This window comes from Arthrobacter sp. T572, from assembly GCF_056780115.1.
In genome coordinates, this window is the sequence record NZ_JBRAZQ010000002.1 from 199,437 (window position 1) to 212,194 (window position 12,758).

11 protein-coding genes are annotated in these 12,758 nt (G+C 65.3%); 9 read left to right on the forward strand and 2 right to left on the reverse strand.

The window, feature by feature from the left end:
- Positions 1–3: 3 nt before the first annotated feature.
- Positions 4–366 carry a VOC family protein gene (locus ACUYMZ_RS02070; protein ID WP_481601936.1) on the forward strand — a complete coding sequence of 121 codons (363 nt, stop codon included), beginning with the start codon at positions 4–6 and terminating at the stop codon, positions 364–366.
- 44 nt (positions 367–410) lie between these two features.
- Here ACUYMZ_RS02070 and ACUYMZ_RS02075 read toward each other — a convergent pair whose 3' ends face one another.
- Positions 411–1,214: an SDR family NAD(P)-dependent oxidoreductase gene (locus tag ACUYMZ_RS02075; protein ID WP_481601937.1), complete on the reverse strand. Its 804-nt coding sequence runs from the start codon at positions 1,212–1,214 to the stop codon at positions 411–413.
- A 39-nt stretch (positions 1,215–1,253) separates the two neighbouring features.
- Positions 1,254–1,907, reverse strand: coding sequence for a TetR/AcrR family transcriptional regulator (locus ACUYMZ_RS02080; RefSeq protein ID WP_481601938.1), 654 nt, complete (start codon positions 1,905–1,907; stop codon positions 1,254–1,256).
- 139 nt (positions 1,908–2,046) lie between these two features.
- Here ACUYMZ_RS02080 and ACUYMZ_RS02085 point away from each other — a divergent pair, with 139 nt between their 5' ends.
- The 8 genes from ACUYMZ_RS02085 to ACUYMZ_RS02120 all read left to right on the forward strand — a co-directional run bounded on the left by ACUYMZ_RS02085 (position 2,047) and on the right by ACUYMZ_RS02120 (position 12,696).
- The gene (locus ACUYMZ_RS02085) at positions 2,047–2,271 is read left to right on the forward strand and encodes a hypothetical protein (RefSeq protein WP_481601939.1); all 225 of its coding nucleotides are present in this window, start codon (positions 2,047–2,049) and stop codon (positions 2,269–2,271) included.
- A gap of 31 nt (positions 2,272–2,302) precedes the next feature.
- Positions 2,303–4,099 (forward strand): sigma-54-dependent Fis family transcriptional regulator, encoded by a 1,797-nt coding sequence (locus tag ACUYMZ_RS02090; protein WP_481601940.1) that lies wholly within the window; start codon positions 2,303–2,305, stop codon positions 4,097–4,099.
- 312 nt (positions 4,100–4,411) lie between these two features.
- Positions 4,412–5,359, forward strand: a complete 948-nt coding sequence (locus ACUYMZ_RS02095) for a C-terminal binding protein (protein WP_481601941.1) — start codon at positions 4,412–4,414, stop codon at positions 5,357–5,359.
- 36 nt (positions 5,360–5,395) lie between these two features.
- A complete protein-coding gene (locus ACUYMZ_RS02100; protein ID WP_481601942.1) occupies positions 5,396–6,691 on the forward strand; it encodes an aspartate aminotransferase family protein in 1,296 nt (431 codons plus the stop codon).
- Positions 6,692–6,693: 2 nt separating this feature from the next.
- Positions 6,694–7,593, forward strand: coding sequence for a fumarylacetoacetate hydrolase family protein (locus ACUYMZ_RS02105; RefSeq protein ID WP_426005274.1), 900 nt, complete (start codon positions 6,694–6,696; stop codon positions 7,591–7,593).
- 33 nt (positions 7,594–7,626) lie between these two features.
- The gene (locus ACUYMZ_RS02110) at positions 7,627–9,717 is read left to right on the forward strand and encodes a hydantoinase/oxoprolinase family protein (protein WP_426005276.1); all 2,091 of its coding nucleotides are present in this window, start codon (positions 7,627–7,629) and stop codon (positions 9,715–9,717) included.
- Positions 9,718–9,719: 2 nt separating this feature from the next.
- Positions 9,720–11,480 carry a hydantoinase B/oxoprolinase family protein gene (locus ACUYMZ_RS02115; protein ID WP_426005277.1) on the forward strand — a complete coding sequence of 587 codons (1,761 nt, stop codon included), beginning with the start codon at positions 9,720–9,722 and terminating at the stop codon, positions 11,478–11,480.
- 82 nt (positions 11,481–11,562) lie between these two features.
- Positions 11,563–12,696, forward strand: coding sequence for a Gfo/Idh/MocA family protein (locus ACUYMZ_RS02120; RefSeq protein WP_262276846.1), 1,134 nt, complete (start codon positions 11,563–11,565; stop codon positions 12,694–12,696).
- The last annotated feature ends 62 nt before the right edge of the window (positions 12,697–12,758 follow it).

A 12,758-nucleotide genomic window follows, 5' to 3' on the forward strand; every position in this document is an offset into this window, starting at 1 on the left:
TCGATGGCTATCGCCAAACACCCCAGCGTTGTGATCGACTGTCCCGACGCGTCCGCCCTGGCCGCCTTCTACGCCGAACTGCTCGGCTGGGAGGTCACCCGGGAAGACGATGACTGGGCGGACGTCCGCCCGGCCGACGGCAGCAACTGCATCTCGTTCCAGCAGGTGGAGGTCTATCAGCCGCCTGTGTGGCCCGGCCAGACCATCCCGCAGCAGATGCACTTCGACGTGATCGTCGAGGACCTGGACAAGGCCGAAGAGGCCGTGCTGGCGATCGGCGCCAGCAAGCATGATCACCAGCCGGGTGAGACGTTCAGGGTCTTTTTGGACCCCGCGGGGCATCCGTTCTGCTTGTGCGTTTCCTGATGGCGTGACCAGCTACGTACCGCCGGACTGTGGGCGGTTGGTGTTCACTCATCCTGATCGGCGGAGCCGGGTTCGCTGAGCCGCCTCCCGAAGGCCGCGCCCAAGGCGTCCGGGAGGATGTTCGATCCCAGCCCCATGGTGCGGGACTTCAACGAGCCGCCCAGGACGTTGCCTTCGCCCTTCATCAAGGCCGTGAAGCCCTGTTCTGCCACCTGGGCGGCATCGTCCTTTTCCTCGGCTCCGACCTTGGTGTCCAGGAGGTCGGCCTTCTCGAAGAACGGCGTCTCCGTGGGGCCGGGCAGCAGGGTGGTGACGCTGACGCCCGTGTCCTTGAGTTCGTTGCGCAAAGCCTGCCCAAAGGACTGGACGAACGCCTTGGACGCTCCGTAGATCGCCTGGAACGGCGCGGGGGTGCGCGCGATGATCGAGGACGTGAACAGTATCCGTCCGCTGTTCCGCGCGGCCATGTCCCGGGCCACCCATTTGGCGATGCTGACGGTGGACGCAACATTGAGGTCGATGATCCTCAGTTCCTGGGCGAGATCGGTTTCGATGAAGGGTCCTCCGACGCCGATGCCCGCGTTGATGGCTGCCGCTTCAAGGGGTGTGCCCAGTGCGTTGACCGCGGACTGGAGGGTACCCGGGCCGGTCCGGTCAGCCAGGTCGATCTGCAGGGGGATGGCTGACCCGCCCAGTCCCGCCAGGCTGTCAGCAGCACTCCGGATGTCCTGCCCGTCCGCCACCATGACGGTGTCGAAGCCATGGGTGAGGAACTGTTTGGCCAGTTCATAGCCGATCCCGGAAGAGGCTCCGGTGACCATGGCGAGGGGGCGGGTGTCGGTTGTCATAAAAGACAGCCTACTTACCATCCGGCCTGATGGGCAGCGTTATGCCGCGAAGTCCACGGAGAGAATGGTGCGTGACAGGGCGACAGCGCGGTCGGCAAGGATAGCAAGCTCAGCATCGGTGCAATCCGTGGGTGCCCAGCGCGTAGCACCCTCAAGCAGCGTCATGACCACCTTGACATGCTCGGACGCCTCGACGCATCCCATGTCTTCTGCGGCGGCGACGTACATCTGTTCATGGAGCGTGACCCAGGCGTCCACCTGCGCGCGGAGGTCTTTCGGCAGAATCCCGGCCATCCTGTCCGTCGCCACCAGCAGGTCCCAGAGATTGCTTTCAGGAAGCCGGACTTGGCGGGTGAAGTGGAGCTTGACCATGGCATCCCAAAACTCGTCTGCATTCCCGGTCGGGTCCACGGCTTCGAGGAGGGCGACCCCGAAGCGGTGGAAGTGCCAGCGGAGGGATTCCGCCACGATCTCGTCCCGGCCATTGGGGAAGTGGGAGTACAGGCTGGGTGCCTTGATATTGACCGCGTTGGCAATTGTCCGCATGGAGACGGAGTTGATTCCGTTGGTGATGGCGAGCTCGAGGAAGGCCCGCAGGATGTTTTGGCGCGCAGCCTTCTGGCCGCTCCAGTTCCATTCCTTCAGCTGGAGTTCGAAGGCACTCCGGGCGGCTTTGTAGGACATGGTGCTCATAAGCCGCCATCCTAACAGTCGTTAGTTTCTGAGGTCTGCACCCTTTCCTAACGTCTGTTAGTTAGGTACGCTGGTGAGTGGCGCGGAACACAATAAGTCCGTAGCTTCTCACACGGTTTGAACGGGAAGAGCAAAACACATGGTCACCGAAAACACGAGCCTGGGGGCCTCTCGAAACAACAACGTCATTCTCGCCAGCGGCCTGTCCGGCATGGTCGCCGCGTACATCAACGCCCGGGCACAGGAGGACAACGCTCCACTGCTTGAGCAATGGAGCGCTGAACAGGCATTCCGCCCCCGGGTGCCCCGATGGCTGCGCAGAAAACCCCGCCCCGGCGGCACCGGACCGGCCCTGGCCTCCTGATTCCTGCAAAACCCAGAAAGAACCTGCCCTAATGTCTGCAGAAGTGATGTCACCCTGGCCCTACGAGTCCCTGCGTGAAACCGACCGGCTCCGCGAACTCTTCCTGATGCAACCCCAGGCCGATTTGAGCGGCATCCGCCCGATCGTTGCCCGGTCCTGGTACAGGAGCCGGGCTGCCGGTGTGGATGCCGTGGCCGACCGCGGCATTTTCGATGAAGGCCGCGTTGACGAATACACCATTGCTGCTGCCGGCCCGCATCTGCAGAAATTGGATGAAGTGGCTGCGGACCTGGGCGGCTACGTCAGCATCACCGCACCGAACGGAGTCCTCGTCAAAGCAAGCTTCCTGCGTGACGATGGATTCCCCGCCGGATACTCGCTTCTGGAGGAGAGTTGCGGCAGCAACGGCGAAGGCCTCGCCCTGGAAGAGGGCCGTGGCGTTTGGCTGGCCCCCGAAGAACATTTCCGCGAAGACATGCGCGGCAATTGGTGCTTTGCCTCGCTGGTTCGCGATCCTTTCCATAACCGTGTGCGGGCGGTAATAGGGCTGACGCTCCCGGCCAGCCGCGTCACAACCCTGGAGCCGTCCTCGACGCTGCTGATGCTGGAGGGGGTCGCTTCCCGTATCGAGCGGGACATTGAGGTGCGCACTTCGTCCAAGGAACGGGCCCTCCTGAGCGAGTACCTGCGCATCTCCCGCCGCCGGGGGAACCGGGCCGTGATCGCGGTGGATGGCAAGAACTCCCTGCAGAACGCCTCGGCCACGGCCACACTGCTGGACAGCGATTTTTCGGTTGTTTCGGGTTACGCCAAAGCGGTGATGTCCTCAGGCCGGGACATGAACTGCGAAGTCATGCTGCAAGGGCCTGGGCTGTCCACCCTGGAGATTTCGCCCGTGACCCTGTCGGCGGCGAATGTGGGAGCCATTGTTGTGGTCCGCCCGCACTCACCGGCAAAGGAGCGGGGTGCCGTTCCCGGAAGCGCCGCCCTGTCGTTGGAATCGGCGCCCCAGGGAACCGCCGAACGGCTCATGAAGCACGTGGACGGCACGAGCACGGAATTCAAACGCACGTTGAATCTGGCCCGGAAGGCCGTGGACCAGGACCGGTCTGTGGTGATCATCGGTGAGCTGGGGAGCGGGAAACTGCGATTGGCCACCGCAATGGCGTCCCTGCGAGGTGGCCACATGTTGGTTGATGCCCGCAACGGTGACCTTAGAAATCCCCATTTCAGGGATGTCCTGCACCGGGTGGCCACCGAGCTGCCGGCCACCCTGATTGTTGAACACGCAGATGAGCTCTCGCAAAATGAAGCCGCCGAGATCGCCCGCAGTCTTCGCGGCAACTCCACCACCGCATTGATCTTCACCGTCACCCGCCCCACTGATGCGACGCTGGTCTTATCGGAGGCGTTTGATGTCTTGGAAGTATCGGTGGCACCTCTGCGGAACAGGCGCGAAGACATACCGCAACTCGCCAATGCCATAGCAGAGGAACTGGGGGAGCGCCGGTTGTCCCGCCGGCTCCTCACCACCCTCACTCAAGCCGACTGGCCGCGGAACATCGATCAGTTGCGGGCCGTCGTTTCCAATGCCGTGGAACGGGCAGAAGGGGCCGAGGTCACGGCCGACGACCTGCCACAGGGCTTCCACCGCGTCCTGACCAAGGGCAGGCTGTCCCGCCTGGAGGATGCGGAGCTCAGCGAACTGCGTACGGCGCTCCAGGAAGCGGGCGGCAACCGCAGCCTTGCGGCCGAAACCCTGCAGATCGGCCGTTCCACCCTGTACCGGCGCATGGACTACTTCCGCAGCCGCGGCTTCGACCTCTGATTCAACGCAGCAGCAGCCGACCTCCCAAGGGGCCGGCTGCTGCGTGCTGCCCATCGAAAAGGCCCGACGGCGGGTGGCCGCTTGCGCTGCCCGGCTGCCCTCCGGCGTCGAAAGGGCCGACGGCGGGTGGCCGCTTTGCGCGTCCGGGGCCCAGACACCCAGGCGCTGGGACAGTGTCCCACGGCGGTGTCTCGATCTGGCACGGATGGCCGCCCCGATATCGCGTTGTACTGGAAATCACCCGACACCGGCACCCGTCCCAAGGAGTGTCCGGCAGGACCGAGGGTACCAACACGAACAGGACGACTGACTATGACCCGCGATGCCCAGGGAACCATTCTTGTGGCCCCTCACCATTTCCCGGACCTGGACCGTGAGCACGCGCTCGCGGAGGAGTTCGGTTACGCACTCAACCCCGCGGCGGACACTGACGCCTTCCGCGACGGGCTGGCCGAAGCCGACATTGTGATGATCACTCCCTACGCCAAGCTCACTGCGGCGGACTTCCCGCTCATGGCCAAGTGCCGTGCAGTCATCCGGTACGGGATCGGCTACGACAACATCGACGTCGCCGCGGCCACCGAGGCGGGCATCCCGGTCTCGATCGTTCCCGGCACGGCGTCGGAGGAAGTTGCCTCCCACGCCTTCGCGATGGGACTGGCGCTGGCCCGCCGCCTGCCCGCCGGCAACGCAGCGATCAACAACCTCAGCTGGGCCGGAACCATCGGCTACGACACCCCTGTCCTCTCCGAGCTGGAGGTAGGCGTCCTGGGCATGGGACGCATCGGCCAGCACGTAGCCCGCATGTACTCGGCCGTCGGCGCCCGGGTCCGCGCCTACGATCCCTTCGTGACGGACAGCTTCGTGGAGATGGCCGGGCTGGAAGACATCCTGGAGAATTCCGACGTCGTTTCCCTCCACCTGCCGCTGAACGACGAGACGGCGAACCTCATTTCCACCGAAGTCCTCGCAAAGATGCGCAAGGGCACTGTGATCGTCAACGTGTCCCGCGGCGGACTTATCGATGAGGCCGCGCTCGCCGAGGCCCTGACCTCGGGTCACATCGCAGGCGCCGGCATCGACACCTTCGCCCAGGAACCGCTCGCCGCTGACCACCCCCTGCGCACGGCACCCAACGCCATCCTCACCCCGCACATTGCCTGGCGTTCCAACCGGTCGACGGGCGCCCTGCAGGACGGCGCTGTGGAGCGGGTCCGCCTCGCGCTGACCGGCCAGCCACTCATCGACCTCGTGAACTGAAACGACCTGTGAACTGAAGAGACTGGAGAACCCGACTTGGCAACCACCAATCATCTTGAAGACCTCGCTGCTTTGCAGAACCCCGTAGAAGATCCGCACCTGCGCCGTGGACCGCGTGGTTTCCCGCTGCTGCCGGGCGGCTACGGCCGCTCAACGTACTACACCGGCGCTCCGAGCCCCTACGCCATCAAGGGTGAGGGCTACCGCGTGTGGGACGACCGCGGCCGTGAACTGATCGACGCGAACAACAACTTCACCTCCCTGATCCACGGAAACGCCCACCCGGAAATCACCGAGGCCGCCACCAAGGCGCTCACCACCGGGGCGAGCTGGGGCATCCCGAACCTTTACGAATGGGAACTCGCCGAACTCCTGCTCGGCCGCCTCCCGGAGTTGGACCAGGTCCGCTTCGCGAATTCCGGCACCGAGGCCGTCATGTCCGCGATCCGCATCGCCCGTGCGTCGACGGGGCGCGAGCGCGTTATCGTCACCAAAGGCGGTTACCACGGAACGTCCGAGGTTGCCCTGGTCCCGGGCGGACCGTCCTACCAGCGCGGCGTGACCCGCGGCGTGATCGACGACGTCACTGCGGTGCCGCTGAACGACGTCGAATACCTGCGCCAGGCGGTTGAAGCCGCTCCGGACGCCTACGCCGCCATCATCCTGGACCTGCTGCCCAACCGTGCCGGCCTGCTCACCATCAACGAGGAATTCGTCCGGACCGCCCGGAAGCTGGCTACCCGCTACGGCATTGTGCTGATCATCGACGAGGTCATCAGCCTCCGACTTGGCTACAGCGGCTTCAGCGGCGAGTACGGGGTTTCCCCGGATCTGCTGACCACGGGCAAGCTCATCGGAGGTGGCTTCCCCGTCGGGGCAGTCTGCGGCAAGGCCGAGCTCATGGCCGAAGTGGACCCGACTCGCCCGGGAAGCCTGCCGCACGGCGGTACGTTCTCCGGCAACCCGGTGAGCATGGCCGCCGGTTCCGTGGCCCTGCGTCTCTACACGGAAGCAGAGGTAACGCGTTTGAACCAGTTGGGCGACACCGCCCGCGAAACCGTGAACGCCAGGATTGCCGACGCCGGCTGGGAGATCCGTGGCCACGGCTCGCTCCTCCGCGCGGTGCCTGCCGGTGCGGAGAAGGTGGACGAGCACACCCAGCACAAGCTGTGGTGGGCCTCTTACGAGCGCGGACTGCTCGGCTCCCCGGCCAACCTGCTGTCCCTGTCCACGCCCATGGACGAAAGGGTGGTGGCCGACATTACCGACCGCCTGGCCGACGCTGTCCTGGCAGTCGCCTCGGAGGCTCCCACTACGGAAGGTGCCAAGTAACCATGAAGATCGTTTCCTACGAACACGAATCCGGTATCCGCGGCGGCGTCCTGATCGAGGACACCGTCTATGACCTGGAACTGCTGCTGCAGGGTTCCAGCCAGGCAGTGTACGGAGCCACCACGTCCGTGCGGGAATTCCTGGAACTTTACGGCGACCGGCTGGAGGCCATTTCCGCGGAGACAGCCGCCTTGGCCGGACAGGATCCGGAAGCACACGTTGGTGCCCGGGCCGATGTCCGCCTGACCACTCCGGTGCCCAATCCCTCCAAGGTGCTCTGCATTGGCCTGAACTACAAGGACCATGTTGCCGAGACCGGCCGCGCGTTCCCGGAATACCCTGACGTCTTCGCCAAGTTCGCCTCCACCATGGTTGGGCCCGAGGACGAAATCGGCGGTGCGAAGGTCAGCGAAAACCTCGACTTCGAGGGCGAACTGGCAGTAGTCATCGGGCGCAAGGCCAGTGAAGTCACGGAAGAAGAGGCGCTGAACTATGTGGCCGCACTTGCCCCGCTGAACGATGTCACTGCCCGCGACCTGCAGTACCGCGGCACCCAGTGGTTGGCAGGCAAAGCCGTGGACGGGTCAACCCCGTGGGGCCCTGCCCTGGTCACCCTGGACGAAGTGGGCGATCCCCAGAACCTGGACCTCGCAACCCGCGTGAACGGCATTGAAGTGCAGCGCTCCAACACGAGCTACCAGATCTTCCCGATCGCGCGGATCGTCTCCTACCTCTCAAGCTTCCTCACCCTGGAACCCGGCGACGTCATTGCCACAGGAACCCCGCAGGGCATCGGTGCCAAGCGGAACCCGCCTGTCTGGCTGGAACCGGGAGACACCGTGGAAATCGAAATCGACAAGGTAGGTCTGCTCCGCAACACCGTGGGCAAGCCCCAGCTCTAACCCCCTGCAAGCTCTACGAAAGTAATGAAGACCATGAGTGATGTACAAACACAACCAGGCGAGGCCCGGTACCGCATCGCCGTCGACACCGGCGGTACCTTTACCGACGTCGTGGTCGGTTCCAACAGCGGTGACATGGCGGTCGGCAAGGCGCTGACCACCTACGACCGCGTGTTCACCGGCTTCGAAGCCTCGGTCCGCCGCGCGGCCGAGTCCGTTGGCTGGAGCGGCGACGACGTTCTCCGCAACGCTGACGTCATTGTCTACGGCACCACGCATGCCACCAACGCAGTGCTCACCGGCAAGGTCGCCAAAACAGCGCTGCTGACCACGGACGGTTTCGCCGACACCCTGCTGCTCCGCGAAGGTGGCCGCCGCGATGCCTTCGATTCCAAGGCTGCCTACCCGCCGCCTTACATTCCCCGTCACCTGACTTTTGAAATCACCGAGCGCATCTCGGCCGAGGGCGACATCCTGGTGGAACTGGACGAAGAGCAGGTCCGCGAAGTCCTCGGTTCCTTTAAGGAACAGGGCATCGAAGCCGTTGCGGTGTCCTTCCTGTGGTCCATCATCAACGACGCCCACGAGAAGCGGGTTGCCGAGCTGATCAAGGAAATCCTCCCCGGCGTTCCGTACACGCTCTCCAACGCGGCCAACCCCACCATCCGCGAATACCGACGCTCCTCGGCAGCCTCGATCGACGCTTCCCTGAAGCCGCTCATGGCCGACCACCTGGGTAAGCTGCGCTCGGACCTGCAGGAATACGGCTTCGCCGGCGACCTCCTGGTAGTGACCTCCGAAGGTGCCGTGCTCGACGTCGCCGATGTCCTTGACCGTCCCGTCCTGCTGCTGAACTCCGGCCCGTCCATGGCACCGCTGGTGGGTGCGGCGGCAGCCCCGGACCACGACACCGTGGTGGTCTGCGACATGGGCGGCACCACCTTCGATGTGTCGCTGGTGGAGAACGGCGTGGTCCGCCACACCCGCGAAGCTTGGTTGGGGGAGCCGTTCGTCGGTCACCTCACCGGCTTGTCTTCCGTTGCGGTTTCCAGCATCGGCGCCGGTGGCGGCAGCATCGCCTGGATCGACGGCGGTGGCCTCCTTCGCGTGGGCCCGCAGAGTGCGCGCAGCACTCCCGGTCCCGCAGCGTACGGCCGCGGGGGCGAAGAGCCAACCGTCACCGACGCCTGCGTGGCGCTTGGCTACCTCGACACGGAGGGCTTCGAAGGCGGGTTTACCTTGAACCGCGAGGCCGCCGTCAAGGCCATCGATACCCGCATCGCCGGGCCTTTGAAGATGGACACCCTGCAGGCCGCCCAGGCCATCCTGGATGTCTCCGCCAACCACATGGCTACCGCCATCCGGCAGTCTGCCCTGGAACAGGGCGTTGACCCCCGGGGTGCGCTTATTGTTGCCGGCGGCGGCGCAGGCGCCATGGTCGCAGCGATCATTGGCAGGCTCCTGGAAGCGGACACCGTCCTGATCCCGGCGACAGCCGGCGTCCTGGCCGCGTACGGCGCCCACCGTGCCCCGATCGCCACCGAGTTCCTCTCCCCGCTGCACAACGACACCCGCAGTTTCGACGCCGGTTCGGCCTCCCGCGCCGTGGAGGATCTGACAGCCAAGGCTGAGCTCTTCGTGAAGCGCTTCGACGGCGTAGGCGAAGCGCCCAAGGTCACCTACTTCGTGGATGCTCGGTACCCCGGCCAGGCCTGGGACCTCCGCGTCTACCTCGACGCCGCCCCGGACACCTCTGGTGACGCGGCAGGCATCATCGAGCGGGCCTTCCACGAAGAGCACGACCGCCGCAACGGCACCCACGATCCGGACAGCCGCGTGGAGATCATCACCTGGGGTGTCCGCGTGGAAATCCCGCGTCCGGAGCACACCAGGTCCGAAAGTGAACTCAGCCGCACCGCGGAAATCCACCGCACTGACAGCATCGTCTTTGGCGGCGAACCCTTCAGCACCCAGCGCTACCGCGGTGTGACGCTCGCTCCGCGCGACAAGATCGTGGGACCGGCCGTCATCGACCAGCCCACCACGACCATCGTAGTACCGCCGGAATGGGACGCGACGCTCGATGAACGATCCAACATCTACCTCACCCGTAAGGAGGCGTAACCGTGACCCGCGAATTCGATCCCGTAAAGCTCTCGGTCCTTGCCAACGCATTCGACGGCATTGTCCGCGAGATGACCAGCGGCCTGCTCCGCTCCGCCCGCTCTTCCGTGATCAACACGGCCCGCGACTTCTCCTGCGCCGTGCTGACCGCGGACAACCAGTTGCTTGCCGCGGCTGAAGGTGTTCCCGTGCACGTCTTCGGTGCCGGCCCGTTGGGCGAGGACATGGTGGAACTCCACAAGGACATCCGCGAAGGCGACGCGTTCCTGCACAACGACCCCTACATGGGTAACTCACACGCAGCAGACCACGTGATCCTGGTGCCCATCTTCATCCAGGGCCGCCACCTCTTCACCGCCGTGACCAAGGCCCACCAGGCCGACTGCGGCAACTCGCTTCCCACCACGTTCTTCGCCACCGCGCGGGACGTCTACGAGGAAGGCGCCTTGATCTTCCCCTGCGTGCGGATCCAGCGCGACTACACGGACATCGACGACATCATCCGCATGTGCCGGTCCCGCATCCGTGTTCCGGACCAGTGGTACGGCGACTACCTGGCCTCCGTCGGCGCCTCGCGCATCGCCGAGCGCCGCATCCACGAACTCGCCGAGAAGTTCGGCGTGGATGACCTGGTGGACTTCGTGGACGCCTGGTTCGACTACTCCGAGCGCCTGACCGCCAGCGCGATCGAGAAGCTGCCCGAGTACGTCCTACACGGCACTTCCGCCCACGATCCGTTCCCCGGAACCGGACCGGAGGGAGTGCAGCTGCAGGCAACCCTCGAGGTGAAGCCCAAGCAGGGCAAAGTGGTGATCGACCTGCGCGACAACCCGGACAACCTGCCCAACGGCCTGAACCTCACCAAGGCAACTGCCACCGGCGCCGCCCTGGCCGGCATCCTTTCCGGCATCCCGGAGAACCTGCCGAGCAATGCGGGAACCTTCCGCCGTGTCGAGGTGCTGCTGCGGGACGGCTGCGCCGTCGGTGTTCCCAAGCACCCGTACTCTTGCTCCTCCGGCACCACGAACCTCGCTGACCGCGTGGTCAACATCGTCCAGGCCGCTTTCTCCCAGATCGACGACGGCTACGGCACCGCCGAGGGCGCAGCCGGCCAGGCACCTGCCAAGTCGGTCATCTCCGGGACGGACGAACGCAACGGCAACCCCTACGTCAACCAGATCCTGGTAGGTGGCGTCGGCGGTCCGGCAACACCGTACGTAGACGGCTGGCCCACCTACCAGCGTCCCGTGTGCGGCGCCCTGCTGTACCACGACAGCGTGGAAGTGGACGAGCAGCGCTACCCGATCCTGGTCCACGAGCGCACCTTGGTTGCCGACTCCGGCGGAGCCGGCCGCCAGCGCGGCGGACTCGCCACACGCGTCACCATGGAGCCCCGCGGCGAGAGCGTCACCCTTACCTATGGCATCGAAGGCAAGATCAACCCGCCGAAGGGTGTCCGCGGTGGCCACGACGGAGCCGAACCGTCCGCGTGGGTGGAAGACCTCAAGACCGGCGAACGCCGCGAAATTCCCGTAGTGGGCCGCTACGACCTGCAGTCGGGCGAGAAGGTCGTTTCCATCACTCCCGGCGGTGGCGGCTACGGCGACCCGCTGGAACGCGACGTCCTGGCTGTACTCGACGACTACCGCGAGTCCCGCGTGACCCTCGAAGCCGCGGCCGCACACTACGGCGTGGTCATCACCGACGGTGCCATCGACGAGGCAGCCACGGCGAAGACCCGCGTGGAACGCCTGGCCGGCTAAACCGCAGCTATCGCAACCCATCCCGGGGCGAGGTATAGTCCTCGCCCCGGGATGTTCCAACAATCATTAAACGGAGATTCACATGGAACCCATTCGAGTCGGCATTATCGGCGTCGGAAACGTCCTCAACCAATACCTGGACAAGATCGGCGTCCACCCTGACGTGGACATCGTGGCGCTCGCGGATGTGAACCCCGAGGCCGTGCGGAAGCGCGCCGCCGAGTATGACGTTCCCAAAGCACTCACCCCGGACGAGTTGCTGGCGGACGAGGACGTGGAGCTGGTCCTGAACCTCACACCGCCCAAGCTCCACGCGCCCGTCACGCTCCAGGCGATCGCGGCCGGCAAGCACGTCCTTTCAGAGAAGCCCTTCGCCACGTCCCTTGAGGAAGCGAAGCAGATCCTGGACGCGGCACGGGAAGCCGGTGTCAAGGTTGGCTCCGCGCCCACCACCTTCCTGGGTTCCGGCATGCAGACCAGCCGCAAGCTCATCGACGATGGCTGGATCGGTGAGCCCGTTGCAGCTTTCGCTTCCTTCGCGTGCCGCGGCTACGAGCACTGGCACCCGAACGTGGACCCCTTCTACAGCCCCGGAGCCGGCCCCATGCTGGACATCGGACCGTACCTCATCACCAACCTGGTGAACTTCTTCGGCCCCGTTTCCCGCGTCTCCGCAACCACGCCGCGTTCGTCCGAGACCCGTCCCCGCCCCGGCAAGGACGGCGAAGTCATCCAGATCCAGACCCCCACGCACGTCACGGGCACCCTCGACTTCGAGTCCGGCGCTTCTGCCACCGTGATCGTCAGCTGGGACATCTGGAACCACAACCTGCCGCACCTGGAGATCTACGGCACGGGTGGTTCCTTGGCAGCACCGAACCCGGACCACTTCTCTGGCGCTCCCGTGCTGCGGCGCGGTGAGCCTGGTGACCTCGCGCTGGACATGACGCCTCCCGGCGGCGGCGATTGGCGCGAAACGCCCATCACCCACCGCGACGACGCCTACCGCGGCATTGGCCTGGCCGAGTTCGGCTACGCCATCCGCAACGGCGTGGAACCCCGGACGGGCGGCGATTTCGCCTACCACGTGCTGGAAGTCCTCCTCGCCTTCGAGGCATCTTCGGAGCAGGGCAAGCACATCGCGATCGAAAGCACCTGCGAGCGGCCCCGGCCGCTGCCCTCCGTGGGACCGCAGGAGCCTTACCGCTTCGACTAAGACAAGCGAAAACAAACAGCAGCCGACGGCGGTACGCGCGTACCGCCGTCGGCTGCTGTTCT

Coding starts and splice junctions, on each gene's coding strand:
- ACUYMZ_RS02070 (WP_481601936.1), top strand. CDS start 4: ATGGCTATCGCCAAACACCCCAGCGTTGTGATCGACTGTCCCGACGCG.
- ACUYMZ_RS02075 (WP_481601937.1), bottom strand. CDS start 1,214: ATGACAACCGACACCCGCCCCCTCGCCATGGTCACCGGAGCCTCTTCC.
- ACUYMZ_RS02080 (WP_481601938.1), bottom strand. CDS start 1,907: ATGAGCACCATGTCCTACAAAGCCGCCCGGAGTGCCTTCGAACTCCAG.
- ACUYMZ_RS02085 (WP_481601939.1), top strand. CDS start 2,047: ATGGTCACCGAAAACACGAGCCTGGGGGCCTCTCGAAACAACAACGTC.
- ACUYMZ_RS02090 (WP_481601940.1), top strand. CDS start 2,303: ATGTCTGCAGAAGTGATGTCACCCTGGCCCTACGAGTCCCTGCGTGAA.
- ACUYMZ_RS02095 (WP_481601941.1), top strand. CDS start 4,412: ATGACCCGCGATGCCCAGGGAACCATTCTTGTGGCCCCTCACCATTTC.
- ACUYMZ_RS02105 (WP_426005274.1), top strand. CDS start 6,694: ATGAAGATCGTTTCCTACGAACACGAATCCGGTATCCGCGGCGGCGTC.
- ACUYMZ_RS02110 (WP_426005276.1), top strand. CDS start 7,627: ATGAGTGATGTACAAACACAACCAGGCGAGGCCCGGTACCGCATCGCC.
- ACUYMZ_RS02120 (WP_262276846.1), top strand. CDS start 11,563: ATGGAACCCATTCGAGTCGGCATTATCGGCGTCGGAAACGTCCTCAAC.